Genomic DNA, 25,507 nt, shown 5'->3' on the forward strand with positions numbered 1-25,507 from the left:
AGGACCGGTTCAGTCCGCTTGCAAACGGCTGAACCAGTCCTCGAGGAACTCGACACAAGCTCGAAGCTTTCCTGACTCCCCCAGCCTCGTCGGATAAACCGCCCACACATTCGCGCTCTGGCTGTAGTCGTGCAGCACTTGCACTAATCGGCCTTGTTCTAACAGCGGTTTAACGTCCCACATCGATCGCAGCAACAATCCCCGATGCTTGAGAGCCCACTGCAACACAATTTCACCATTGTTGGAAGACAACCGCCCGTTGACCCGGACAGTCACTTCTTTGCTGCCATTTCGCAGCTGCCAAACCCCAAAGCTATTATTCCTTTCTTTCAAAACCAGGCAGTCATGGTGCGCAAGATCTTCTAGTGTCTTGGGTGTGCCGCGTTTTTCCAAATATTCAGGCGTTGCGCAGATAACTCTTCGGTTGGCCACTAACTGACGGCTGATGTGCTGGCCCGGAATATCGTCTCCAACGCGAATTTCCAAGTCGAAACCTTCTGCGACTATATCTACCACTCGATCAAAAACATCCACTCGTACTTCAAGATCAGGATATTCAACAGCCAGTTCGGCAATCGCGGGCGCGACATAATTCCGCCCAAATCCGAAGCTGCTGCAGATGTGCAGGAGGCCACGTGGCGCTTTGCGCACCTGGCTGAGGTCGCCCATAAAATCATCAATGTCGTTGAGGATTCTCGCTGCCCAGTGCTGAGCCCTGATACCGGTATCGGTAAGGGCTATACGCCGGGTTGAACGATGGATCAGCTTTGTACCCAGCGTCTGCTCAAGAATTTTGATGCGTTTGCTGACGTAGGCAGGCGATTGCTGAAGCTCCACCGCCGCTGCAGCGAAGCTCATTTTGCGAACGACCGTAAGGAATACCCTGAGGTCATCAGGAAGCGGCGCTTCTTCATGATTCGTGTTCATAGCGTGCATAGATGACGTGTTTTTCTACAGGTGGGTAAAGGATAGCATGTACCTAGCCTCGAGCTTCCGTGATTCAGGCAGATTTTAATTTTCCTCACACAAAAATAATTGAGGACCAGACTATGACTTCGCTTGCCCTTGCCTCATCGAAAAAAAGTCGCTTCAATGCGATCATGGAGTATGAAATTGGAGTGATCCCATTTCCATACTTTCTTGGTATATCCCTTATTGTTTTCTGTTCCGCGCATTTTGGCCTGTTGCCCAAGACCATGATTGGCGGTTTGGCTGTCATCATGACGCTTGGCATGTTTTTGGGTCAAGTTGGTCAACGCTTGCCGATCTTGAGAGATATAGGCGGTGGCGCCATCTTATGCCTGTTACTACCGTCTGTGCTAGTATTTCATGGCTTCTTCGGTAGTGCGACAATTGACGCTACCAAGATGCTGATGAAAGATGCAAATTTCCTGTACTTCGTCATCGCAAGTCTGGTGGTGGGTAGCATTCTGGGAATGAATCGGACTATCCTGGTCCAGGGGATGATTCGGATGTTCGTGCCCTTGGTGGCGGGAACTGTTGCTGCAATCGCGGCAGGGATTTTGGTCGGTGTGAGTTTTGGCTACTCAGTGCACCACACCCTCTTTTACATCATCGTCCCCATTATTGGTGGGGGTATCGGTGAAGGTATTTTGCCGCTGTCTTTAGCTTATGCACATATTCTCGGGGGCTCGCCCGAACAGTTTGTAGCGCAGCTGGTTCCCGCTGCAGTTGTTGGGAATATAGTCGCTATTATCTGTGCTGGGGTGCTGGCACGGCTGGCGGTTCGAAAGCCGCACCTCAATGGCGACGGTATGCTGATTCGCGCTAAAGAAGAAAATGATAAATTCAAGGTTGAAGAGACGGAAGACAAAGAAATCGACTTCCGCTACATGGGGGCAGGGGTACTTCTTATCTGTACGTTCTTCGTCCTGGGTGGTCTGCTGGAAAAGCTGGTACATATTCCAGGTCCAGTGATGATGATTGTCGTTGCCGTGCTTTTCAAATACCTGCGCGTTCTGCCGGATCGGCTTGAAAAAGGTAGTAAGCGTTTCTATAAGCTTGTTTCGACGGTATTTATCTGGCCCACCATGATCGGTTTGGGTATGCTTTATGTTCCTCTGGAGAGTGTGGCAAGTGTGTTCTCTCTTGGTTATGTAATGGTATGTGTCGCAGTAGTGGTGGCGATGGCGCTGGCTGGATTCCTGGTTGGTAACATGTTGAAAATGTACCCTATCGAATCCGCCATTGTTACATGCTGCCACAGCGGCTTGGGCGGTACAGGTGATGTCGCGATTCTTTCTGCTTGCAACCGTATGGCATTGATGCCGTTTGCGCAGATTTCTACGCGGATCGGCGGGGCGGCGACTGTAATCGCCGCGACCGTTTTGCTGGGAATCTGGCATTAGTCTAGCTGGTTGGTCGCCGGCATAGGTTAGGTGTACCTTGACCCCCTGTTGTATTCCCTTTTGCCACGCTCTTGGGGGAATGCAAAATGGGGGTTTTTTTGTTCTAATTTGCAGTGCCAGGGCGCTGAGTATCCAGTGCGCGACCTAGCATACAGAGCTGGAAGATTGCGCTTACTTCAGATGCTATGAATGCCACTTGCCTTAACCGCCGCTCGCAAGAAATTGACGTCTTGTCCCAAGCCATTTTCATCCAGCGTTAACTTCAGTGGTCGCAAAAATAATGTGACCACCTCGAACCGCTTATCATTATCCTCAAAATCTAGGCGATTTGTTGCCTAGGGGCTGCGGCTATACGTTATCACGGCGGATTGATCTGCGGTTAAACCCGGTTTGAAGCTTTCAGTTGCCCGTAGATAGCGCTACTGAACTGTAGGTCTTGAGACTGATTGTCAATTTAGGGTGGGGACTGCATTGGTTGGTAGCGAAAGAGAGGCGGCGAGAGGCAAAGCAATGGGATGATGTAAAACTAAAGGGCTGAGTTAATACTCAGCCCTTTGTGGGATTAAACGCGCGAAGGCCAGTCAGTGATCAATGGCAAATGGGGTATTTCCGAGGATTTTTGATACCGGTCAAAATCTTTGTTGCAAGGCTTCGGGGTTAACCAGGTCCTTCGGCGTCTGGCCGTTAAGCCCAGCTAACAAATTTTGTAGTGCGCGCTGCGCCATAGCCAATCGAGTCTGAACAGTGGCAGAGCCGATATGAGGAACTGTCACTGCATTGTCGAGATTGAAAAGTGGCGACTCGGAAAGCGGCTCTTTTACATACACATCCAGGCCTGCGGCGCGTATGCGCCGACTTTTCAGAGCATCGACCAATGCGATTTCGTCGACGATAGGGCCGCGTGATACGTTGATCAAAATGGCCTCAGGTTTCATCAAATAAAGCTCTTGGTGACTTATGAGATTTCGCGTTTCGGGGGTCAATGGAACAACAGGGCAAACGAAGTCAGCTTCTCTTAATAACTGATCCTGGGGAACCCACTGTGCACCGAGTTCTGCTTCCAGAGCGGGTTTGCGGCTTGCCCCGGAGTAAAGAATGGTCATGCCAAAACCCAAATGCCCTCTGCGCGCGATCGCGGCGCCGATTTTGCCCAGTCCGATGATGCCGAGTGTCTTGCCGTGAACATCACAACCAAAAGCCGGCTCATCGATAGTTTTTTGCCAGGCTCCTGATTTGGTCCAGGCGTCGAGCTCGGGGATGCGCCGGGCCGTTGCGAAAATCAACGCGAAGGCGAGGTCGGCCGTAGTCTCATTCAAGACATCTGGAGTATTGGTGAGCATGATTCCGCGACGGTTAAGATACCCCACGTCATAATTATCGTAGCCCACCGAAATGCTGGAAATTATCTCCAGATGATCTGCGGCTTCCAGTTCACGCTCGCCCAGCTTCCGGTTGCCGCCAATCAACCCGTGCGCGCTCGGGAGTGCAGCCCTGAATTGAGCGTCAAGGTCACCGTTTTTTGCATCAAGTATTACAACATTGTAACGGTCAGCGTAGGGGGTAAGCAGGCTCGGATGAATGCGGCTAAATGCGACTATTATTTTTTTCATCAAACATGACCTTGAGGTTAGTTAAAGCTGCTGCCGGCCTGAAGATAGGTTTCGGCCAATCGTTGGTAAGTATCGGATTGAGAGTATTTTGCAACTAATTGCGAAGCTGTCAATTTTGGATGTTCGCCTTGGCGCTCGGCGCATAGCGCTTCGTAGGTCGCCTGTACTGCAGAGAAATAGGGCTTATGCCCGTTGACAACTATTCGAACATTTGTCGCAGCTAATTTATCAGTGTCGGCCAGCTCAGGGTTAGCATAATTAATGAGCATAATCGGCACGCTTAGATGCGCAGTTAGTTGGGCGAGATGTTTGAAATCATTCACGCCCACTAGGCAAATGGCGTCCGCGCCGGCTGTTTGATAGGCCGTCGTCCGGGCGACTGAGTCACTGAGTGTCGTGACGCCGACATGGGTTCTGGCAATGATGCTCAGCGTCTCATCGGAGCGGGCTACTCTCGCCGCGTAGATCTTGCATGAAGCTTCATCGAGACTGATAAGTCGCATGGGGGCCTGATTGTAACTCGCTGGCAGATGGGTATCTTCAAGCGTGAGAGCGGCTACCCCGGCTTTTTGCAGTTCGGTGACGGTCCTCATTACGTTCAGTGCATTCCCGTAACCATGATCCGCATCGGCAATAATCGGAATTTGGCTGGCTCGGCCCAGTCTAGATGCTTGTTCGGTGAATTCATCCAGAGTAATCAGAGTGATGTCCGGTGCGCCTAGAACCTGAAGGGAAGCGACGGAGCCACCCAGAATGGCTGTTTCAAAACCAATATCGGCGGCCATACGCACGGAGAGGGGGTCGAAGACTGAGGCAGCAAACTTACACGACGTCCCCTGCAAAAGGGCGCGAAAGGCGATGCGAAGTTCTGAATGAGACCGTTCGTTCATGATGTATCTCCCAAAGCAAAATGCCAGCTCGCGTGGTAAGCGCGAAGCTGGCATTCGATGTTGCTTATTTTTGAATGGCGTAGGATTCCGACTTTTGCTCCGATTTGTCACTCTTCAGTGCGGCGATTTCACTCTTGGCTGTCTCGACGTCGAACGCGTTGTCCCATTTGGCAATGGCGATGGTGCCTATGCCGTTACCAATCAGGTTGGTCACCGCGCGAGCTTCGTTAAGGAAGCGGTCAATGCCCAGGAGCAGAACCAGTCCAACCAGCGGAATAGTGTGAATAGTGGTGAGCGTGGCTGCCAAAGTGATGAAGCCAGCACCCGCAACACCGGCCGAGCCCTTGGACGTAAGTAGCAGTACGCCAAGCAGGACCATCTGATCCATGAGTGACAGCGGTGTATTGGTTGCTTGTGCAACGAAACTGGCGGCCATCGTCAGATAGATGCATGTACCGTCGGCATTAAAGGTGTAGCCCGTCGGCAACACCATACCTACCACAGATTTCTTGCAACCCAATTTCTCGAGTTTGGCCATCATTCTCGGCAGCACGGTTTCAGTGGAGCAGGTGCCTAAGGTAACGAGGATTTCGTCTTTGAAGTAGCGCAGGAACTGCATTAGCGGCAGACCTGACCAGCGCGCTACCGCGCCCAGAATGACGACAATAAAAACCAAGGTAGTGATGTACAGGGCGATGAGTAGTTGCCCGAGGGAGAGGAGGGTGCCCACGCCGTACTTGCCAATCGTGAACGCCATACCTGCACCGGCACCCAGGGGCGCGAGGCGCATGACCAGAGCGACGATCTTGAATAACCCATGCAGGAAGAGATCGATCATGTTGATCAATGGCTTGCTGGTTGGACCCATTTGCACAAGCGCTACACCCATCAACACCGAGAGCAGGATTACTTGAAGCATGGAGCCCTTGGCAAAGGCATCGATGAAGGTGCTGGGGATGATGTTGAGCAAGAAGTCGACGGTGCCGCCTTGCTCTGTCGCCGCCTGGCTGTATTTGCCAATGGCACTTCCATCAAGTGTGCCGGCATTGATGTTCATGCCGACGCCTGGCTTGACGACGTTGACGACCACTAGGCCGATGACCAAGGCAATCGTGGAGAGTATTTCAAAGTAGATTAACGCTTTGACGCCAATGCGTCCGACTTCTTTGATGTCGCCCATTTTTGCAATACCGACTACGACGGTACCGAAAATTATGGGTGCGAGCAGCATTTTGATGAGTTTGATGAAGCCATCGGCAAAGGGCTGCAGCTTCGCGCCGATGTCGGGTTCCAGATACCCGATCAGACCACCGATCACGATGCCAATCAGTACCTGGACATATAGCTGGCTGTACCAGCGGGATTTGGACGTTTCCACGAGCGCACCTCATTTTATTTTTGTGATCGGCTGTGTGGTAAAGCGCCACTAAGAGGGCGCTTGTGATCCGGCAGTCTTGCATGGGCAAGACTGCCGTTGTCAGTGATCAGCTTTCGCCCAGCTCGCGCATGACTTTGTAGAGCTCCGACTTGGCCTCGAAGCCCACACCAGGGATATCTGGCAGCCCTACGTAACCATTTTCAACACGAATGCCATCGGCGAAACCACCGAACGGCTGGAACACATCCGGATAAGATTCGTTACCGCCGAGGTGTAGGCCGGCTGCGATGTTTAGCGACATCTGATGGCCGCCGTGTGGCACCACGCGGCGGGATGACCAGCCCATTTCTTCCATTACTTTCAACGTGCGCATGTATTCGACCAGGCCGTAGGACAGGGCGCAGTCAAACTGGACATAGTCACGGTCGGAGCGCATGCCGCCATGGCGCAGCAGGTTGCGAGCGTCTTGGTGGGAGAACAGGTTTTCACCCGTGGCCATCGGCAGCTCGTAGTGATTGGCCAGTTCTGCTTGCAGGGCATAGTCCAGTGGATCGCCTGCTTCTTCATACCAGAAGAGGTTGTAAGGTTTCAGGGCTTCAGCGTAGGCGATAGCGGTTTGCTGATCGAAGCGGCCGTTAGCGTCAACTGCCAGGCGGCTACCGTCACCTACCACTTTGATCACAGCTTCGATGCGGCGGATGTCGTCAGCTAGCGGAGCTGCGCCGATCTTCATCTTGACCACGTCATATCCGCGGTCTAGGTAACCACGCATCTCATCCTGTAGTTTGGTGTCGTCTTTGCCAGGGTAGTAGTAACCACCGGCGGCATAAACCCAGACTTTGTCGTCAGCCTTGCCTCCACGGTAGCGGTCAGCCAACAGACGATACAGAGGCTTACCTTCGATTTTCGCCACAGCGTCCCAGACGGCCATGTCAATTGTGCCCACTGCAACCGAACGCTCGCCGTGACCCCCCGGTTTTTCGTTGGTCATCAGGGTTTTCCAGATGGCGAAAGGGTCCAGGTTGTTGTGTTCCTTGTCGATCAGCGACTCTGGGTCGGCTTCGGTGATGCGAGCCAAGAAGCGATCACGCATCAGCGCGCCTTGACCGTAGCGACCGTTGGAGTTGAAGCCGTAGCCGATCACGGGTTTACCGTCGCGCATCACATCGGTGATCACTGCTACAACCGAGCAGGTCATTTTGGAAAAATCGATGTAGGCGTTGGCGATTGGCGAGGCAATGGAAACGGTCTTTTCGCGGATGTCGACGATACGCATGATGCGCTCCTCTTGTTGTTGGAGACTCCAAATTAAGCCTGGTCTTCAATGACGCCCAATGCTATTAATGCAGCCCCCCATGCTGAAACGGCATTGCCCATGGAACTGGTTTGGCTAGAAGATTTTGTCGCATTGGCGGAGAACGGCAGCTTTGTTCGAGCAGCAGAAGCGCGCAATGTTACCCAACCTGCATTTAGTCGCCGAATACGGTCCTTTGAAAGTTGGATAGGGGTGGAACTTTTCACACGTACACCCCAAGGCGCGTCCCTTACGGATGCTGGTAAACTAATCCTGCCAAATGTATTGGATGAGGTCAGCAGAATTTACCGAATACGCTCGGAAGTTCAAGAGTTTGCTGGTAAAGCCGCAAAAGTGCTGCAGTTTGCCGCGACTCACTCCCTTTCATTTACTTTCTTCCCTCGGTGGATAAGATGTGCGGAACGAGGCGCACCAATTGAGGCAGTGCGGTTATATTCCGATAGCATGGCAAGCTGCGAACAAATGTTGGTGCATGGGCATGTTCAGTTTTTGCTCTGCCATCGACACTCGGAAGTTCCGCCGCAACTCCCACATAATCAGTATGTCAGTAAAAAAATTGGCGATGATATTCTTATTCCTCTCGCCAGCCCTGCGTTAGCTTTTGACGGCGAACAGGGTTCCATCCCTTATTTGGCTAATACAGACGAATCAGGTTTAGGTCGTATCATTAGGCACCGTTTGCAGGGGAAGGAAAAATTTTTGCACCTTAATCCGTTGTTTAGCAGTCACCTGGCCGCTGTGCTGATGTCCATGGCATTGGAAGGTAAAGGCATCGCTTGGCTTCCTCGCAGTCTGACGGAGCAAGAAGTCGTTGATGGTCGCTTAGTCAGAGCACTGGACGATAGTTGGGACATCCCGTTGGATATAAATCTGACGCGCACCGCGGCACCAATGAATCGATCTGCAGAAACCTTCTGGAGTGGTCTCACCTCACAGTGAATTGTGGGTTTGGCTCGCCTCCGGCAGGCGTGAGCCAAACCCCTCTCTGCACTCTCGGTGAATCACGGCTGCTAACGATAAAGCCCCACGATTGACTGACCTAGCAGACTTCGTCCTTTGAGCTTTTCCAGTAGGGCTTCTCGGTTAAGTCCAGGTGGCAGATCCCCTGGCGGGATCGTCGTCGCGACGACGGTCAGGGTGTAATGGTGAGGATTCTCTTGTGGCTGTGCGCACAGCCCGCGATAGGCTGTTTGACCCATGGTATTGACGCCCACCGTAAAAGAGTCTTGCGTCTGACCTTTCAGGCCTTCGTTAACCTGATTGGTGGTAGCGGGGATGTTGTAGACAACCCAATGAGAAGTACCCGTACCCTTTTGGCCATCAGGGTCAGTCAGGAAGATGGCGAGCGAGGCAGTTCCCGTAGGAAGGTGGCTCCAGCGGACGTGCGGCGATACGCCTGACCCACTTCCACATTGCTGTTCGGTTCCCGCATAGAGAACTGGAATTTTCTGACCGTCTTTGAACGAGTCACTTTGGATAGTGAACTTTTCGGCATAGGCCGTACTTGCAGTAAGGCAGGCCGCAAACAGCCCTATATTGAGGATATATCTGGAAACAGCAAGGGAGTACGTGAGTTTTTTCATGTCGGGTCCTTAGTGATTGTGGGTGGAACTCTTGGCTCGCATTATTTGAACGAAACACAGAGGGCGGGCAAGCCCTTGATTTCACCCACTAAGCTGCCAGCTTCGTTCACCATGTGAAGATCTGTGTATGAGCCCGTAGTTATTACAATGCCCTGCTGTAAGGTTACGCCTCGGGAAGTATGGTGATTTACCAGCCAAGTCAGTAATCGGCGTGGGTCGCCAGCGGGATTCCCGCCAGTCGGCGAACTGATGTTGACCCCGTTAAATGTGAAGTTGAGCAGCGGATTGATGAAATCAATTTCACTTGAGTACGGCACGAACTGGCCGATTACTAATGCTCCATGATTCATCAGGTCTGCTAGTTTGGCTAGGGCGGGAGTGTCTGGCCACGTGGCGAAACGGCTTGATATAATTTCGATCGTTGCTCCCATTTCCCCAATGGCGGAAAGTACTTCGGTATCGCTGTAAGGCTCGTCCCTGGGTGAGAATGAATCTTTTAGGCGAAACGCAATTTCCAGTTCAATGCCAATAATCGGATAGTCACTTATTGCGAGACTGCTTCCCGAGGGGTAAATACGATCGTGAGGTAACGGAGAGCCCTGGATTACTGCGGTAGGGGATCGTGCGCCTACTTTCCACCCTGCGGCTGTAACCTGGCGCATGCTCAGGATTTCTTGTTGAACTTGGTAGGCTTCCGTAACGTCAGTAGGGACTAGGGAGGTATCCACCTCTGTGATTGGGGTATGACTCTTGTCAGCTTCCACAATGGTCTTTGCAAAAGACAATATGTGTTGGGGTAAATCCATTATCCATTCCTCCTTCAGCGGTACTCACGAGTTCGCAGAGGCTGCAGCCATTGCAATCCTAAACAAATTGAGCGGTCTATCATGACACATGACATGTGGCTGATTATTCACGCTTCATGGTGTTTCGCATTACGAAGTGTTAATTCGCCAGCGGACTGATTAGTTTCTTGTACGGCCGTTTTTAGCTATGCAGTGGCCCCTCTCTTGCATCATTTGCGAGCAAGGAAGTGATCATCTGCTCCAAGAGTCCTTGGTGGGCATCCATCGAAGCCTCTGGGTAGGTCGGACTCCAGGCTATGATGTGAAGGCGATTTCGCCAGGCTGCCCTCAACCAACTAAAAGCATGTGAGCTTGGCGAGTGTGAGGCGACCGATCTAGCGGTTTACGTCGACAATCAATCGGCCACGGATAGTTCCGTCCATCAAGTCGACGGCGGCAGGAAGAACGCACTCAAGGCCAATGTCCTGAGTCATCAAAGATAAGGCATCTAGGTTAAGTTGGTTCGCCAACCGTTCCCAAGCTTCGACTCGTCGCTCAAATGGCTGAGTAACGCTGTTGATGCCAAGCAGGCTTACCCCTCGCAGAATGAAGGGGGCAACGGTTGCAGGGAAATCCATTCCCTGAGCCAATCCACATGCGGCCACCAAGCCTTCAGACATCGTGCTTGCGCAGGCATTAGCCAAGGTGTGGCTACCGACTGAGTCGATTACTGCAGCCCATTTCTCTTTTGTCAAAGGGCGCCCAGGAGCAGACAGCTCGGCACGATCAATGATCGTCGTCGCCCCCAGGCTCTTCAGATACGCTTCTTCGCTGGATTTTCCTGTAGCGGCAGTGACAGTGTACCCAGCACCTGCCAGAAGGCTGATTGCGAAGCTACCGACACCACCTGTGGCGCCTGTCACCAGCACGGGGCCATTGGCCGGTTTCAGTCCATGGCGTTCCAACGCCATCAAGCAAAGCATGGCGGTGTACCCGGCAGTGCCGACGGCCATGGTTTGACGTTCGCTCAGGCGCTCGGGGTGGGGAATGAGCCAGTCGCCGTTCAACCTGGCTTTCTGTGCCAGCCCGCCCCAATGGCTTTCACCTACGCCCCATCCGTTCAGAAGTACGCAGTCGCCTGGCTTATAGCGCGGATCATCGCTTGACTCGACGGTGCCAGCAAGGTCGATGCCCGGCACCATAGGGAAGCTGCGAACAACCGGCCCTCTGCCGGTGATAGCCAGAGCGTCCTTGTAGTTCAAGGTGCTGTAGGCGACCTTCACCGTCACTTTCCCGTCTGGCAACTGGTCATCGTTCAGCTCAGTGAGCCGGGCCGAATACTTGTCTTCCTGCTTCTCAATCAGAATGCCTTTGAACATTACCAATCCTCATTTAGACCGACTGTCTTTAAATCGTCGTAACGAATCACCTGGTGATTCCCGCCAGAAATCCTTGAAAAAAAATGTCGAGGGGACGGACGTCTTGCACAAGACGCGCTCGAAGGACGGCGCCTTCCCACCCAACCCAGAAGAAGGCTGCGAGGTCTCTGCAGTCATGCTCGGAAGATAGCTCTCCCACCTTGACCGCCTCCGCCAGGCAGATAGATAAGCGCTGCTCCCAATCCTGCAGAGTCAGCTCCAGCTGTTCACGGAAGCTGTCTGGCAGCACCAGTACCTCCTGCCCAAGATTGCCCACAAGGCAGCCCTTTCGGAATTGGTACCTGGCCATCCCGAGTTTTGCCTCTTCAACGAAGTTGGACAGCCTTCGTAGTGGCGGCACGCTTAGGTCGCTGAAACAGCGATCCAGCTTTCGAGCAAAGTAGTCTGCATAGCGCTCCAGCACGGCTTGGCCGAAAGCTTCTTTGCTTTCAAAATAGTGATAGAACGAGCCTTTGGGTACTTGGACGCGCTTGAGAACGGTGTCGATGCCGGTGGCAGCAAAGCCTTGTTCAGTGAGGATTTCCATGCCGCAGCGCAGGAGCAGCTCCAGCGTCTCGCCATGCTCACGCGGGACTTTTGGGGGCCGGCCTCTTCGAGGGACAGATATAGAGTCATTCATCCGTTGTAATTTAGACCAATCGTCTTTAATGTCAACCACTGAGAGATTTGACCCCAATGAGCCTAGCGCTGGATACGGTATGAAGAAGCGTTTACCTCCCTTGAACTGGCTACGGGCTTTCGAGGCTTCTGCACGGCTGCTGAATTTCACGCATGCCGCTGAAGAGCTCAACCTCACGCAGGCGGCGATCAGTCAACAGGTGAAGGGTCTGGAGTCTCAGTTGGGGGTTGCTCTTTTCAAGCGCCTTGCACGAGGGCTAGAGCTCACCGAGGCAGGGAAATCATACTTCCCTGTGGTTAGAGAGTCGGTCGAACGCCTAGCAGCCTCCACGGATGAAATTTTTGGGCAAGGTCACCGCAGCGTATTGATCATCCGCAGTAGTCTGGTCTTTTTCACCCACTGGATTGCGCCTCGGCTGCCTCGCTTTCAGGCCCTTTACCCCGACGTCAATCTGCGGGTCGCGAGCAACATCTGGGTAGACGATTCAGAGTTCGATGCCGACCTGGAGATTAGGTATGGGCAAGGGCGATGGCCTGGTATGAAGTCCGAGCGCTTGACGTGGGATACATTGGTACCGGTTTGCTCTCCTGCACTGATCACGGATGAGCGTCCGCTGAACAGCCCTCAAGACCTTGCGAAACACCAGCTACTCCACGTCCTGGGATACGAAGAAGGGTGGGGATATTGGCTACAGAAAAATAACGCTGAAGCCGTCGACTCCTCACAGGGGCTGCAATTTGACACCCTCATTTCGGCCTTGGCGATTGCCGAGTTGGGGCAGGGCATCGCGTTGGCTAGGTCTTCACTGGTCAAGCATTTGTTGGATGCGGGTAGGCTTATAGCCCCCTTCGGGGGCTGCGTTCCAACCAAAGAGGCGTTCTACCTGACTTACTCGGCCCACAGCATGGTTAACCCTGTTGCCGCCGCATTCGCGCAGTGGCTCTGTGACGAGGCGAAATCATTCAGGGTTCTGTCCAGTGACCATGCCGGCGAGAGCTAGCAGTGATGAGCTAATAACTCAAACATTGAAAATGGCCCGTCAGGGCCATCTCATTGTTTTTAGGGGTGCCTCAGATTACTCCAATTGATTTTGGCTCGTGAGTCGTTGACTTCAAAGGTGGTCACTCTTTGATGCCGCGTAAACGAAGCGAACGTCGACGCATAAGCTCAACCGCAACCAACAATGCCACCGAGCCGAGTATGAGTAGTGTGGCTGCAGCGAGGATTGTTGGGCTTGTCTGTTCACGCATGCCTGACCACATTTGTCGCGGTATGGTGCGTTGTTCGACACCTCCAAGAAACTGTACCAATACAGCTTCGTCAAATGAGGTAACCATCGCGAAGAGTGCGCCAGACATGATCCCAGGGCGAATGATAGGGAAGGTTACTCGGAAAAAGGTATACGTTGATGAAGCCCCCAGGCTCGACGCTGCTCGTGTCAATGAATGATCGAAACCTACCAGTGTCGCTGTCACGGTAATAATGACAAATGGGGTGCCTAGTACGGCGTGACCCAAAATAATTCCTATATGGTTTTGCGCTATTCCTAGCGTGCTGTAAAAAAAGTACATGCCCGCCGAGGAGATTATAACTGGGACAATCATTGGCGATATCAGCGTAACCGTCAGTAGTCCTTTGCATGGAAGATTGGCACGGCATAGACCTAGTGCTGCTAAAGTTCCTAGTGTTGTTGCGATGACAGTGGCGCAAAATGCAATCACCATGCTGTTCTTGAACGACAACAGCCACAGAGGGTCTTCAAGAAGCATGTGGTACCAGCGCATTGAGAAGGCCGCAGGGTCAAGGCTGAGCATTCCGCTGGTAAAGCTAAAGTAGGGCTCCACATTGAACGACAACGGCACAACTACCAATATTGGCAGGATTAAAAACAACAATACCAAAACACCAAAGCCACGAACACTGAAGAACCAGACTCTGCCCAGTGGGCTTGTATAGCTTGGAAGACTCATCTCGATTACCCCAGTTTGATGTTGTTGATGCCAACGACTCGGTCATATATCCAGTACAGCACCAGGACAATCAGCAGCAGGATAGAGGCGATGGCTGCAGCCAGTCCCCAGTTAAGGGAGGTTTGCATGTGATAGGCAATAAAGTTGCTGATGACTTGGCCTGTGCGACCTCCCACCAGTGCTGGAGTGATGTAATAACCAGTAGCCAGAATGAAGACCAAAATGCCTCCCGCACTCAAGCCTGGTAGGGACAGTGGAAAATAGATCTGCACGAAGGTGTGGAACGAACTGGCCCCCATGGAGTGTGCCGCGCGGGCGTAGGTGGCATCGATACTTTTCATGACGCTGTACATCGGCAACACCATGAATGGCAACAGGATGTGGGTCATGGCAATCACTGTTCCGAACATATTGTACATCAGCTCAAGCGGCTGGTTAATCAGCCCCATGCTGGTCAATGTGCTGTTGAGCACGCCGTTGGACTGTAGGATTACCATCCAAGCGCTGGTACGTACCAATAATGATGTCCAGAACGGCAATAGCACCATGACCATCAGCAGGTTGCTGGTTTTCGCGGGAAGGGTTGCCAGCATGTATGCCAGCGGATACCCCAAGAGCATGCACAGCCCCGTTATACCCAATGCGACTAGCAACGTCTTGACGAGAATGCTGACGTAGATACGCCGGCTTTCAGGTTGTTTGACCACGTTGCCTTGATCGTCGTAGCGCAAGTCAAGCGCCGCAACGTAGTTTGAGACGGAATGGGCGGGTGCCAGCCTCTTTAGCTGCATCCAGATACCAACCTGTCCCCATCGTTTATCGCTACTGATCATCCTGGCTTTGAACGATCCCGGCTCGATAGTTTCGCTAGCCAATCCGCGAGCTGTACGAGCGACCAGGCTCTTTGCATCGCTCATGACTCGATTGAGATCAGATCCGAAACTGTCCAGCTGTCGATGTTCCTGTAGGGTCAGAAGCTCGTGTCCAACTACAGCGAAAATTTGCTCGTCTGGCAGCTCTACCCCCTCCCAGTTGAGTAAGGCGGCAGCCGTCAGTGGCATTCCTGTAGAAAGGGCTGGGGTTTGCACACTCCGCAGCAACATGGAGCCAATCGGCATTAAAAAAAATACCGTGATAAATGCCAGTAACGGCATGACCAATGACAGTGACTTGGTCTTGTTCAGGCGCTCCGCTCGATCAAGTTTTCCCTTGAGGTCATCTTGAGGCTGGGCACTGTCGAGCAGTGGGCTTTCGGTATATGAGTTCATCGGCGTACTCCGGAACAGCGGTAAAGTCGTTTAAGGGCTTCAAGCATCCAGCGCTCGACAGTCATCAGCCGACCAACCCACATCAATGCAAGTACCGGCTTGAGGGGCAGCGTGTCCCGCTGTATTGACTACCTTGACAATGAACTCGTCGTTATCTGCCAGCTTTAGCCGCGCTCGTAAATGATCACCATGGTAAATAATTTCCTCGATGCGGGCCGGCATATGGTTGTCATACTCACCTGCACGTGCGCCAATTTGCACACGCTCAGGGCGAATCGATAATGTGGTGTCTGAGCTGGCTGAGGCGACGTTGACGGCAAGTGCCTTGATCATGTGCTTACCAACCTGAACCTGGCAGTAGTCTTGTTGACGCTCGACAATCTGCCCCTTCAGACGATTGTTTTCACCGATAAAGCTCGCGACAAAAGCTGTCTGGGGTTTCTCGTAAAGATCGGAAGGGTTGGCCAGTTGTTGGACAATCCCGTCGTTGAACACGGCGATGCGATCCGACATTGTCAGCGCCTCGGTTTGATCGTGAGTGACGTACACCACCGTGATTCCGAGCTGCTTCGACAGGCGTTTGATCTCGTACTGCATTTGTTCACGCAGTTGTTTGTCCAGAGCGCCCAATGGCTCGTCCATCAGCACCAGACGCGGCTCGAAAATCAACGCACGGGCCAGCGCTACTCGCTGTTTCTGGCCACCCGATAACTGAGCAGGCATTCGCTTGGCAAAAGGCCCCAGGGCCACCAAATCCAGCGATTTCCTCACGCGGGTTTCAATGTCCTGCCGTGACATCTTGCGTACCCTGAGTGGGAAGGCGAGATTTTCTTCAATGGTCATGTGGGGGAACAGGGCGTAGTTCTGGAACACCATGCCAATACCGCGTTTTTGTGGGGAGATATCGTTGACCGGCTGTCCGTCAATGCAGATCTGCCCATGCGTCACCGTTTCGAACCCTGCCAGCATCATCAGGCAGGTGGTTTTGCCTGAGCCCGAAGGGCCAAGCATGGTGACGAACTCTCCCTGTTCGATTTCGAGGTTGAAGTTCTTGACGACGAGATGTTCGCCGTCATAACTCTTCTGCACATTTCGAAAACTTACAAAAGATTCAGTACGCATGGGGGATCTCTCTTGTTATGGGGCGTAGCAGGGCCGGACACGAAAAGTCGCCCGCGCCCTTCAAGTGATACATCAGGTGTGTTGCTGGCAGCGTCGGAAAGGCGTGTGTGCTTTACCTGGAGAGCCAGGCGTTGAAGCGCTCATTCAACTCATCGGAATGATCACTCCACCATTCAGAGTCAACTTGCAACGCGGTAGCAAAGTTTTCCGGGCTGGTGGGTAGGTCTGGTCTGACTTTTGGATCGACCAGTGCCTGTGCCGAACGGCGGGTCGGCCCATAGGCGATGTAATTGCTCTGATCGGCAAGAACCGGGCTTTGAGTGGCGAACTTCAGGAAGGCCAGGGCTTGCTCTTTCTTTGGGTTGCCGGCAGGAACTACCCAGGCCTCCATGTCGTACATCTGGCCATCCCAGAGGATCTTGAAGGGCTGTTGTTCTTTCTGTTGGGCGATCACGATTCGCCCGCTGTAAGCTGAGATCATGCTGACCTCACCGTCCGCCAGCAGCTGTGGAGCCTGTGCCCCGGCTTCCCACCAAATGGTGTCTTTCTTGATCGTGTCGAGCTTTGCAAAGGCGCGCTCCAGACCTTCTTCAGTCCCCAGCAGGTCATACACTTCCTCGCGGGGTACACCATCAGCCATCAATGCCCATTCAAGATTGACTTGAGGTGCCTTGCGCAGCGCCCGCTTGCCTGGGAAGCGCTGAGTGTCGAAGAAGTCTTGGAGAGTACGGGGCTGGTCACCCTTGAATGCTTTGGTGTTGTAGGCGACGACCGTCGACCAGATGTAACTGGCCACACCGCACTCCGTCAGGGCTCCCGGCAGAAAATCTTTCACTGCGGGTGTCCCGTCAGGTGCAGGAGCTAGCGTTGCGGGATCGATACGTTCAAGTAAACCATTGTTGCAGGCCCGAATTACATTCGGTATCTCAGCGTCGACCACATCCCAAGTGACCTTCTTACTGTCAACTTGGGTCTTGATTTGGGCGATACCACCAGAGTAATCCTCGGAAATCACCTGAGTGCCAGTGGCGGCGGTGAACGGCTTGTGCGCGGATTGGATTTGGGCGTTGGTCAGGTTACCGCCATATGACACAACGGTAAGAGATTCTTGGGCGAACGCGCTGCAGGAAACGATGCTTGAGAGTAGAAGCAGTGTTGCGCTTTTCATGCCTGATACCCCTAATTTTTGTTTTTGTGGGTAATCGTCGCGAGGTCGTTGCACAGCGAAAGCGTTAAGCGGCCATGGGACGATCAGGGCCTACTCTCGGCAAAAAAAATCGAAGGTTAAAGCAATAAAATAGAGCCCATTGAGGCGATTTTTTTTATGGCTCCTACACAAAAATTGTCTGTGGGAGGGGGTGGTGTGCTCGCCTTGGCAAGGTGGAGTGGGTGACTACGATGCTGAAGGTTGCCCCAGGCTAACCCTGGTGCGCAGAAAGCAGATTAGGTGGTACAGCGGAGTACCCGGAGGCTGATCGCGAATGTGCCAATCCCATCAAGGCACCTGTCGCTAGTGCTCTTGTTCGTTTTTGACAGCCTCTCAATACGCGGGACGAAATCATTCAGGGGGCTGTCCTGGGAAGGTATGGGAAAGGCTATGCAGTGATAAGAAGGCAATTTAAGCAATAAAAAAAATGACCCCTTAGGGCCATTTTTTATTGCTTTTACGGAAGCCTTAAATTTCTGAAAGTAGCAGCCAGATCGCAAGGCCCTTGGATGGTGCAGTCATCCAGGAGACCGGTTTGTGCAAAGTCTAAACAACAACAATAACCGCGCCGGCAAACCATGCTGGCCCCAGGCTACGTAGGATTTTCGTCATGGGACATTCCAAGCAATTGCCTTTGCAAGGCGTCAATGTCATCGATTTCGGACAGTACATCGCAGGCCCTGCAGTCGCGATGATTCTCGCCGATCTGGGCGCGACGGTTGTTCACATCGACCCGCTGGGTGGGCCTCTGTGGGATAGCCCAGCGAATGCCACACTGAACCGCAACAAGCTGTGCATGCGCCTGGATCTGAAAACTCCTGAGGGGCTGCAGCAAGCTCGCCAGCTCATCACCCGTGCCGATATCGTCATCGAGAACTTCCGACCTGGCGTCATGTCCAGGCTGGGCCTCGATCTAGGAGAGCTTCGGCGTGCACGTCCTGAGCTAGTCACGGTGTCGATCCCAGGGTTTGCCAGCGATGACGAACTGCGTGCGCAATGGCGGGCTACCGAAGCCGTTATCGCTTCGGCCTCCGGTGTGTTCACCGACATGGGTCAGAATCGCGTTTTGATGGGCATCAACCCCAGCTTCTCGCCGCTTCCTTTGGCGTCTGCGTATGGAACCATGCTGGCTGTGTCTTCCGTGGTGCTCGCGCTGCAGGCACGTGAAAAGAATGGCGTTGGTGATCAGATCGAAGTCCCGTTGGCATCAGCGGTCATGGAAGGACTCTCGTACAACTCGATCAAGATCGACAGCTATCCGCTGCGCTATAAAACTCTGCGTGAAAAGGAGAGCGAGCGTCGTCGGGCCGAAAACCTGCCGATGAACCTGAGCTACCAGGATCTGCAGGAGTTCCTCGATCCGTTCTACCGCACCTATGAATGTGCTGATGGCCGTAAGTTCTATGCCGTGTGCCCCTCGCACCGTGAGCATGCCAAGCGCTGCCTGCAGGCAATGGGCATCTACGAAGAAATGGTTGCAGCCGGCTTGCCGAAAGTAGATGACCCCTACTTGCCGATTGGCCAGTGGGAAGGAAATGCATCCCTGGGCGTTTACCCGTTACCTGCTGATTGGGCGGCGCGTATCTCTGCCAGGATGAAAGAAGTATTCCTGACCAAAACTGCCGCCGAGTGGGAAGTCATCTTTGGTGAGGGGCGCTTTCCTGGCGCGCCACACAGGTCTACCCAAGAGTGGCTCCATGATGAGCACTCGAATACTGCTGGGTTGATCGTTGAGGTCAATGATCGTGAGTTTGGACTCATGAAGCAGCCTGGCCCAATCGCATGGTTGGAGGGCTGTTCCGAGCCAATGTTGAAGCCGCTTTCGCGTCGTGATGTGAGCTTCGAAGAAGCGTTGGCAACGCTGTCTGAGAGCCCTGCTCGTGCATTGCCTTCTGCCAAACTCGATAAGCCAGCCGGTTGGCTGGAGGGTGTCAAGATCCTCGATCTGACCAACGTTATCGCAGGGCCGCACTCGACATCGTTCTTGGGTCGCTTCGGTGCTGACGTCATCAAGCTTGACCCGGTGATGCCCAATTATGATCCATGGAATACCGTGGTCTTCGGCATGTCGTCGGCACGCGGCAAGGAAAGTGTTCTGGTTGATCTGAACAAGTCCGAAGGCCGAGACGTATTCAATCGTCTGGTGCGTGAGGTCGACGTGATCGTCATGAACGCACCTGATCGCCAGCTGGCACCGCTGGGCCTGGATGAGGCGAGTCTCCAGGCTGTGAATCCTGGTGTGATCTTCTGCCAGCTGGACTGCTTCGGCGGGCCACGTCGCGGCCCTCGTACTGACTATCTGGGGTATGACGATCTTATCCAGGCCACCACCGGGATCATGCTGCGCTTTGGCGGCGGGATGGATACCCCAGAAGAACATGCTCACGTCGGCACTATTGATGTGATGTGCGGGTTTGCTGCCGCTCTGGGTGTGGCTACTGCCCTGTATCGCAAGCATCACTCCGGCGAGGCTCTCCGGGCCCGCACCTCGCTCGCATCACTAGGGAATTTGGTACAGATCCCGTTCTGCTACGACTACTCGGGCCGAGCGCCGTTCAACGAGCCGTCCGGGCGTGACGTCGTTGGCTACAGCGACCTTTCTCGGTTCTACAAGACGGCGGATGGTTGGATCTACCTGGATGCCTCCGAGTCGGAGCTGCACAAGTTCGCGGCTATTTCTGAGCTATCCGAATTGGCGTCTGCAAGTGATCGCGCTGCTTATCTGAACACTGCCATTGGCCGCATGAGCAGCTCGGTTCTTCAAGAGCGTTGCCAAGCTGCCAACATTGCGGCAGCGGTGCCGGACAACATTGATCATCTGCGCAGTCAATACAGCCGATCCGCTGATGGCCTGCCAGGCACTGAGAATGGAAGCTACTCCTTCAGCATCTACAGCGACCATCCGAGTGGCCATCGTGTGACGCAGCTGGATCCCTACGCAATTCGCCCACGTGTAGCGCGAATTCGAGCGTTGCCACCCGCTGAGAAGTTTGGCGCTTCGACTCGCAAGGTACTGGGGCGCTACGGGTATACCGACGTGCAAATTCAATCGCTCCTGGATGCCGGCGCAATCGGCGAGTCCTGGAGTGAGGAATACCTGCCGAGCTAACTGCTGAGGGTACGTCAAGGGGAGACCTTATCAGCGTCACCCCTTGCACTTCGATTCACCGATCAAGCGAACACGAGCCCAAGGCAGCTCGCGGGCGCGTTCATGCCTAGGAAATGAGATAGAGCCATGACTTACAACAGCATTCTCCCACGCATCCTGCAAACCGGTGCCGGTGCTAGCCAGCAAATTCACCAAGTTCTGGCCAGCCTCGGCTGCAATAAACCACTCATCATCACCGACCGAATGATGGTCGAGCTGGGTTACGCAGGTCGTATCAGCACCGTACTGGCTGAGCACGGCATTGAAGTTGACGTGTTCTCCGATACCGTGCCGGAGCCCACAGTGGCTTCGATTCAAGCCGGCGTGTCGACCGCTAGGGAAGGGGGTTATGACAGCATCATCGCCCTGGGCGGCGGAAGCCCAATCGACAGTGCTAAAGCGATTGGCATCCTTGCCAAGTTCGGCGGCGTAATGCGCGATTACAAGTTCCCGCGCAACGTCACCGAGATGGGCTTGCCGATCATTGCCATTCCAACAACTGCTGGCACTGGCTCCGAGGTGACCCGGTTCACCATCATCACCGATGAGTCGACTGACGAGAAAATGCTCTGCGTCGGTGCAGGCTTCATGTCCGTTGCCGCGCTGGTCGATTATGAACTGACGCTCTCGTTGCCGGCCCGTGTGACGGCGGATACCGGTATCGACGCGCTGACTCACGCCATCGAGGCTTACGTCAGCAAGAAAGCAAACCTCTTCAGCGATGCCCAGGCGCTCGCTGCCATGCGCTTGATCGGCCCAAACCTTCGCAAGGTCTATCGCGATGGCTCTGACCGCGTTGCTCGGGAGGCCGTCATGCTTGGATCGACCCTGGCTGGCCTAGCGTTCTCGGCATCATCGGTTGCCCTAGTGCATGGCATGAGCCGCCCGATTGGCGCCGCATTCCACGTGCCTCATGGGCTCTCTAACGCAATGCTGCTGCCCGAAGTGACGGCGTTTTCCATCCCGGCTGCACGTGATCGGTACGCAGATTGCGCACGTGCAATGGGTGTCGCTACTGAAAGCGCCACAGATCAGTCAGCAGTGGAAAAGCTCTTGGAAGAGTTGGTGGCAATCAACGATGAGCTGAATGTTCCCACGCCAGCACAGTTCGGGATCGACCGTGAAAAATTCTTCGAGATGATGCCAACCATGGCCGCTCAAGCGCTGGCTTCCGGCTCGCCTGGCAATAACCCTCGTGTGCCTACTGAGGCAGAGATGGTCGAGCTTTACCGCAGCCTTTGGTAATCGAACACCCAACCAATATTTGAATAACAAAAGTGGAGTTTCACATGAATCCTGTCGGCCATCTGATTAACGGCGAAGTCGTTCTCGAATCCGAGCGCACCCAAGATGTCTTCAACCCAGCTACTGGCCAGGTGGCTCGCCAAGTTGCCTTGGCGTCGAGCCAGACAGTGGAGCACGCCATTGCCGCTGCTGAGGCTGCTTTCCCGGCCTGGCGTGATACTCCGCCGATCAAGCGGGCCCGCGTCATGTTCCGCTTCAAAGAACTCCTGGAGCAGAACGCTGATGGGATCTGCAAACTGATCGGCGAAGAGCACGGGAAAATCTCCCATGACGCGGCAGGCGAACTGCAGCGTGGTATTGAGAACGTCGAGTATGCCTGTGGGATCGCCGAGCTTCTCAAAGGTGAGCACAGCAAGAATGTTGGCCCGAACATCGATGCCTGGAGCGAGTTCCAGCCGCTGGGTGTGGTGGCAGGCATCACGCCGTTTAACTTCCCCGTGATGGTTCCGCTGTGGATGATTCCAGTGGCCATTGCGGCGGGCAACTGCTTTATTCTCAAACCGTCTGAGCGCGACCCAAGCTCCACGCTGTTCATTGCCCAACTGCTGCAGGAAGCAGGTCTGCCCAACGGTGTGCTGAACGTGGTGAACGGCGACAAGGAAGCGGTCGATATCCTGCTGCGTGACGCGCGCGTCCAGGCAGTCAGCTTCGTAGGCTCGACGCCAGTTGCCGAGTACATCTACGCCACTGCCACTGCTCACGGCAAACGCTGCCAGGCACTGGGTGGAGCGAAGAACCATGCCATCGTCATGCCTGACGCCGATATCGACAATGCGGTGAACCAACTCCTGGGCGCTGCCTTTGGCTCTTCTGGTGAGCGTTGCATGGCGCTGTCGGTAGCCGTTGCGGTGGGTGACGCGGCAGCCGATGCGTTGATCGCCAAAATGAAAGAAGCCATGAAGAACCTGAAGGTGGGTGCTTATACCGACAGCAAGAATGACTTCGGCCCGGTGATTACTCGCCTGCACCAGGAAAAGGTCGTTGGGTATATCAACAGCGCTGAGGAGCAGGGCGCTACGGTGGTTGTGGACGGGCGTCAGCCTAACGTTGCTGGTTACGAGGAAGGTTTCTTCGTCGGCGGCACCCTGATTGATCATGTCACCCCGGAGATGCAGAGCTACAAGGAAGAAATTTTCGGCCCCGTTCTTCAGGTCGTTCGCGTCAACAGCATGAAGGAAGCCATGGCGCTGATTGACAAGCACGAGTACGGTAACGGCACCTGCATCTTCACCCGTGATGGGGAAGCAGCACGCTACTTCTCCGACAACATCAAGGTGGGCATGGTGGGGATCAACGTTCCTTTGCCAGTACCTGTCGCTTATCACAGCTTCGGCGGTTGGAAGCGCTCTTTGTTCGGCGACCTTCATGCCTACGGGCCAGATGGCGTTCGTTTCTACACTCGCCGGAAAACGGTGACCCAGCGCTGGCCTTCCTCAGGCATTCGAGAAGGCGTTGAGTTCTCCATGCCAACGATGAAGTAAGTAACAGAGCCGAGGTGGGACATCCCACCTCGGCTTTTGCTTGTCTGTCAAAAATCGCCCGATAACAAAAAATGTAAGGCTGCGATGATGAACTCCAATGATTCCTCCTCAAGAAATCTCAAGACTAAGATTGATCTGCCCCTGATTTTTATAAGTCTTGTTGCCATTGGTCTCAGTGTGACAGGATTGACACTTTACCCCAGTCAGTCTTTGAAGCTCTCGGATGTCGTATTTGAAGGGGCGACGAAGTTATTTGGCGCGGGCGTGCAAATCATTGGGTTTGTATGTGTGGTTTTCGTTTTGTGGATTGCGCTGAGCAAATACGGGAGCATCAAGTTGGGTGAAGGTAAGCCCAAATATGGAAATGCTAGCTGGGTTTTTATGTTTATCTGTGCAGGGCTTGGGTCTGCAACCATGTACTGGGCATTCATGGAGTGGGTGTATTATTATTCAGCACCAGGCGTAGGCATTGCGCCGCTCAGTAAAGAAGCACTCGAATACAGTATTGCTTATTCATTCTTTCACTGGGGCATCACGCCCTGGGCGATCTATGGTATAGCGTCGCTGGCAATGGCGTACCACTTCCATGTGCGGAAAAATACAGGCCTTAGTCTATCCTCTGCGGTCGAGGCCATCACCGGATTGAAGGCAACAGGTGTTGTTGGGCGTTTTGTAGATGTGGTGTTCTTGATGTCGACATTTGGTGGGCTTGTGCTCACCATAACACTTTCGGCATCAACTGTTGGTAAGGGAATATCCATGCTGTTCGGCATCGATGATGGGTATGCGCTGAAAGCGGCTCTGGTGTTGGCTGTTACCTTGGTATTCTCGCTTAGCTCTTACATTGGCATTGGCAAAGGCATGCAAAAACTTGCGCATGCAGCCTGCGGCTTGACCGTTATCTACGCCGTCATTGTCCTGGTACTAGGGCCTACAGGTTTCACGCTCAACAATATTGCAAATGGCGTTGGCCTCATGCTGCAGAACTTCGTGCGCATGAGCCTTTCCACTGATCCTGTCGGAAATGGTGAGTTCGCACGAGGCTGGACGGTGTTCTACTGGTTGTACTGGATCACCTACACCCCAGGGGTAGCGCTCTTCGTGACCCGCGTGTCGCGTGGGCGCAAGATCAAAGAGGTTGTTGCCGCTATGATTCTGGGTGGCTGCGGGGGTTGCTGGTTCTTCTTTGGTAGTCTGCAGAGCTTTGCGATACATCAGTTCATCTCTGGCGTAGTGGATGCGCCTTCCCTCATCACCAGCGTCGGAGGAGAGGAGGTGGTCTCGCTACTGCTCTTCAGCTTGCCTTTCGGCAAGATCCTTGCGGTTGGGTATTACTTATTGATGCTGGTTTTCCTTGCCTCGCACCTAGACGCCGTTTCGTTTGCAGTCGCGGCTACCAGCACCAGGAACCTGAAAGAAGGTGATGAGCCTTCGACCACGCTGAGGCTCTTCTGGTGCCTAATGCTGGCAGCAATCCCCCTGGCAATGCTCTACATCGGGGCTCCGCTGCACGCACTCAAGACTGTTGTGACGGTAGCGGCGATCCCGTTCCTAGCCGTGCTCATAGTCAAAATGTACGGCCTCCTACGCTGGATGAAAGCCGACTATGGAGACTCTCCTGCCCATGAGATTGAATTGATGTGCTCTGAGCGCTCAGAGCTATCGTTGTTGCTCAAGGCTGAGAAGAGGCCAGACAAAGCAGTTGCTTGATCATCATTAGGAAGAGCGCCCTCTATCTGAGGGCGCTTTTTATTTGAATGCCATCCTGGCGCAGCCATTAGAAAAACCACTCCTAAGGTATGATTTTTATTGGTTTTAGGTTGTGTTTTAAGAGTTTATAATTTTGGCTTTTTTGAATTGAAGCTTGAAATTTCATGTCGCGAAAGTTTCTGGTGTGTCGCGGGTAGCCAACTGGTAGTTAGAGCTCGCGAGATATTGTTCTGTCGGCTTACTCGCTCAGGCGGGTGTGGTCGGAAGTTATGGAGCTAAGAAATAAGAAGCGATAAGGAAGGTTTTAT

General features: G+C 53.6%; 20 protein-coding genes. 7 read left to right on the forward strand and 13 right to left on the reverse strand.

The features are described from left to right. Positions 1 to 9 precede the first annotated feature (9 nt). Positions 10 to 927, reverse strand: a complete 918-nt coding sequence (locus tag CKW35_RS04330; protein WP_060518300.1) for a LysR substrate-binding domain-containing protein — start codon at positions 925 to 927, stop codon at positions 10 to 12. 122 nt (positions 928 to 1,049) lie between these two features. Between CKW35_RS04330 and CKW35_RS04335 the strand changes: the two genes are divergently transcribed. Beyond that, positions 1,050 to 2,369, forward strand: coding sequence for a 2-hydroxycarboxylate transporter family protein (locus tag CKW35_RS04335; protein WP_060518196.1), 1,320 nt, complete (start codon positions 1,050 to 1,052; stop codon positions 2,367 to 2,369). A gap of 629 nt (positions 2,370 to 2,998) precedes the next feature. Here CKW35_RS04335 and CKW35_RS04340 read toward each other — a convergent pair. The 4 genes from CKW35_RS04340 to CKW35_RS04355 form a co-directional block, all read right to left on the reverse strand. Continuing rightward, positions 2,999 to 3,979 carry a D-glycerate dehydrogenase gene (locus CKW35_RS04340; protein WP_095115199.1) on the reverse strand — a complete coding sequence of 327 codons (981 nt, stop codon included), beginning with the start codon at positions 3,977 to 3,979 and terminating at the stop codon, positions 2,999 to 3,001. Positions 3,980 to 3,996: 17 nt separating this feature from the next. After that, positions 3,997 to 4,869, reverse strand: coding sequence for an oxaloacetate decarboxylase (locus CKW35_RS04345; protein ID WP_095115201.1), 873 nt, complete (start codon positions 4,867 to 4,869; stop codon positions 3,997 to 3,999). Positions 4,870 to 4,933: 64 nt separating this feature from the next. After that, complete coding sequence (gene dctA, locus CKW35_RS04350; RefSeq protein WP_095115202.1) at positions 4,934 to 6,247, reverse strand: C4-dicarboxylate transporter DctA; 1,314 nt, start codon at positions 6,245 to 6,247, stop codon at positions 4,934 to 4,936. Between the two features lie 106 nt (positions 6,248 to 6,353). Further along, positions 6,354 to 7,523, reverse strand: coding sequence for a mandelate racemase/muconate lactonizing enzyme family protein (locus CKW35_RS04355; protein WP_095115204.1), 1,170 nt, complete (start codon positions 7,521 to 7,523; stop codon positions 6,354 to 6,356). Positions 7,524 to 7,622: 99 nt separating this feature from the next. Here CKW35_RS04355 and CKW35_RS04360 point away from each other — a divergent pair, with 99 nt between their 5' ends. Beyond that, positions 7,623 to 8,501, forward strand: coding sequence for a LysR family transcriptional regulator (locus CKW35_RS04360; RefSeq protein WP_095115206.1), 879 nt, complete (start codon positions 7,623 to 7,625; stop codon positions 8,499 to 8,501). 71 nt (positions 8,502 to 8,572) lie between these two features. Here CKW35_RS04360 and CKW35_RS04365 read toward each other — a convergent pair whose 3' ends face one another. The 4 genes from CKW35_RS04365 to CKW35_RS04380 form a co-directional block, all read right to left on the reverse strand. After that, complete coding sequence (locus CKW35_RS04365; protein ID WP_095115208.1) at positions 8,573 to 9,145, reverse strand: YbhB/YbcL family Raf kinase inhibitor-like protein; 573 nt, start codon at positions 9,143 to 9,145, stop codon at positions 8,573 to 8,575. 41 nt (positions 9,146 to 9,186) lie between these two features. Then, positions 9,187 to 9,951 (reverse strand): 2-keto-4-pentenoate hydratase, encoded by a 765-nt coding sequence (locus CKW35_RS04370; protein ID WP_095115210.1) that lies wholly within the window; start codon positions 9,949 to 9,951, stop codon positions 9,187 to 9,189. Positions 9,952 to 10,325: 374 nt separating this feature from the next. Then, positions 10,326 to 11,309, reverse strand: coding sequence for an MDR family oxidoreductase (locus CKW35_RS04375; RefSeq protein ID WP_060518182.1), 984 nt, complete (start codon positions 11,307 to 11,309; stop codon positions 10,326 to 10,328). Between the two features lie 46 nt (positions 11,310 to 11,355). Further along, entirely contained in the window at positions 11,356 to 11,976 is a 621-nt protein-coding gene (locus CKW35_RS04380; protein WP_256219686.1) for a TetR/AcrR family transcriptional regulator, read from the reverse strand. A gap of 91 nt (positions 11,977 to 12,067) precedes the next feature. Between CKW35_RS04380 and gcvA the strand changes: the two genes are divergently transcribed. Next, entirely contained in the window at positions 12,068 to 12,988 is a 921-nt protein-coding gene (gene gcvA / locus CKW35_RS04385) for a transcriptional regulator GcvA (RefSeq protein ID WP_060518178.1), read from the forward strand. A 121-nt stretch (positions 12,989 to 13,109) separates the two neighbouring features. On the opposite strand, the gene CKW35_RS04390 is transcribed toward gcvA, so the two are convergent. The 4 genes from CKW35_RS04390 to CKW35_RS04405 form a co-directional block, all read right to left on the reverse strand. Next, on the reverse strand, positions 13,110 to 13,958 hold the full coding sequence (locus CKW35_RS04390; RefSeq protein WP_082422014.1) for an ABC transporter permease: 849 nt from the start codon (positions 13,956 to 13,958) through the stop codon (positions 13,110 to 13,112). A gap of 5 nt (positions 13,959 to 13,963) precedes the next feature. After that, entirely contained in the window at positions 13,964 to 15,226 is a 1,263-nt protein-coding gene (locus CKW35_RS04395) for an ABC transporter permease (protein ID WP_060518176.1), read from the reverse strand. Positions 15,227 to 15,265: 39 nt separating this feature from the next. Continuing rightward, a complete protein-coding gene (locus CKW35_RS04400; protein WP_060518174.1) occupies positions 15,266 to 16,348 on the reverse strand; it encodes an ABC transporter ATP-binding protein in 1,083 nt (360 codons plus the stop codon). A gap of 112 nt (positions 16,349 to 16,460) precedes the next feature. After that, positions 16,461 to 17,516 carry an ABC transporter substrate-binding protein gene (locus CKW35_RS04405; protein ID WP_060518172.1) on the reverse strand — a complete coding sequence of 352 codons (1,056 nt, stop codon included), beginning with the start codon at positions 17,514 to 17,516 and terminating at the stop codon, positions 16,461 to 16,463. A gap of 649 nt (positions 17,517 to 18,165) precedes the next feature. Here CKW35_RS04405 and CKW35_RS04410 point away from each other — a divergent pair. The 4 genes from CKW35_RS04410 (at position 18,166) to CKW35_RS04425 (ending at position 25,199) form a co-directional block, all read left to right on the forward strand. Further along, positions 18,166 to 20,664, forward strand: a complete 2,499-nt coding sequence (locus CKW35_RS04410; protein WP_095115212.1) for a CoA transferase — start codon at positions 18,166 to 18,168, stop codon at positions 20,662 to 20,664. A gap of 126 nt (positions 20,665 to 20,790) precedes the next feature. Then, positions 20,791 to 21,948 (forward strand): iron-containing alcohol dehydrogenase, encoded by a 1,158-nt coding sequence (locus CKW35_RS04415; protein ID WP_060518167.1) that lies wholly within the window; start codon positions 20,791 to 20,793, stop codon positions 21,946 to 21,948. 44 nt (positions 21,949 to 21,992) lie between these two features. Next, complete coding sequence (locus CKW35_RS04420; RefSeq protein WP_095115214.1) at positions 21,993 to 23,489, forward strand: CoA-acylating methylmalonate-semialdehyde dehydrogenase; 1,497 nt, start codon at positions 21,993 to 21,995, stop codon at positions 23,487 to 23,489. Positions 23,490 to 23,573: 84 nt separating this feature from the next. Continuing rightward, positions 23,574 to 25,199 carry a BCCT family transporter gene (locus tag CKW35_RS04425; RefSeq protein WP_218192382.1) on the forward strand — a complete coding sequence of 542 codons (1,626 nt, stop codon included), beginning with the start codon at positions 23,574 to 23,576 and terminating at the stop codon, positions 25,197 to 25,199. The last annotated feature ends 308 nt before the right edge of the window (positions 25,200 to 25,507 follow it).

It is taken from the genome of Pseudomonas sp. Irchel 3F3 (assembly GCF_900187545.1).
In the GTDB taxonomy this organism is placed as follows: domain Bacteria; phylum Pseudomonadota; class Gammaproteobacteria; order Pseudomonadales; family Pseudomonadaceae; genus Aquipseudomonas; species Aquipseudomonas fortuita.

Bases quoted from the DNA above. Each gene is read 5' to 3' on its own strand.
- CKW35_RS04330 (WP_060518300.1), bottom strand. From the start codon at position 927: ATGAACACGAATCATGAAGAAGCGCCGCTTCCTGATGACCTCAGGGTA.
- CKW35_RS04335 (WP_060518196.1), top strand. From the start codon at position 1,050: ATGACTTCGCTTGCCCTTGCCTCATCGAAAAAAAGTCGCTTCAATGCG.
- CKW35_RS04340 (WP_095115199.1), bottom strand. From the start codon at position 3,979: ATGAAAAAAATAATAGTCGCATTTAGCCGCATTCATCCGAGCCTGCTT.
- CKW35_RS04345 (WP_095115201.1), bottom strand. From the start codon at position 4,869: ATGAACGAACGGTCTCATTCAGAACTTCGCATCGCCTTTCGCGCCCTT.
- CKW35_RS04355 (WP_095115204.1), bottom strand. From the start codon at position 7,523: ATGCGTATCGTCGACATCCGCGAAAAGACCGTTTCCATTGCCTCGCCA.
- CKW35_RS04360 (WP_095115206.1), top strand. From the start codon at position 7,623: ATGGAACTGGTTTGGCTAGAAGATTTTGTCGCATTGGCGGAGAACGGC.
- CKW35_RS04365 (WP_095115208.1), bottom strand. From the start codon at position 9,145: ATGAAAAAACTCACGTACTCCCTTGCTGTTTCCAGATATATCCTCAAT.
- CKW35_RS04370 (WP_095115210.1), bottom strand. From the start codon at position 9,951: ATGGATTTACCCCAACACATATTGTCTTTTGCAAAGACCATTGTGGAA.
- CKW35_RS04375 (WP_060518182.1), bottom strand. From the start codon at position 11,309: ATGTTCAAAGGCATTCTGATTGAGAAGCAGGAAGACAAGTATTCGGCC.
- gcvA (WP_060518178.1), top strand. From the start codon at position 12,068: ATGAAGAAGCGTTTACCTCCCTTGAACTGGCTACGGGCTTTCGAGGCT.
- CKW35_RS04390 (WP_082422014.1), bottom strand. From the start codon at position 13,958: ATGAGTCTTCCAAGCTATACAAGCCCACTGGGCAGAGTCTGGTTCTTC.
- CKW35_RS04395 (WP_060518176.1), bottom strand. From the start codon at position 15,226: ATGAACTCATATACCGAAAGCCCACTGCTCGACAGTGCCCAGCCTCAA.
- CKW35_RS04400 (WP_060518174.1), bottom strand. From the start codon at position 16,348: ATGCGTACTGAATCTTTTGTAAGTTTTCGAAATGTGCAGAAGAGTTAT.
- CKW35_RS04405 (WP_060518172.1), bottom strand. From the start codon at position 17,516: ATGAAAAGCGCAACACTGCTTCTACTCTCAAGCATCGTTTCCTGCAGC.
- CKW35_RS04410 (WP_095115212.1), top strand. From the start codon at position 18,166: ATGGGACATTCCAAGCAATTGCCTTTGCAAGGCGTCAATGTCATCGAT.
- CKW35_RS04415 (WP_060518167.1), top strand. From the start codon at position 20,791: ATGACTTACAACAGCATTCTCCCACGCATCCTGCAAACCGGTGCCGGT.
- CKW35_RS04420 (WP_095115214.1), top strand. From the start codon at position 21,993: ATGAATCCTGTCGGCCATCTGATTAACGGCGAAGTCGTTCTCGAATCC.
- CKW35_RS04425 (WP_218192382.1), top strand. From the start codon at position 23,574: ATGATGAACTCCAATGATTCCTCCTCAAGAAATCTCAAGACTAAGATT.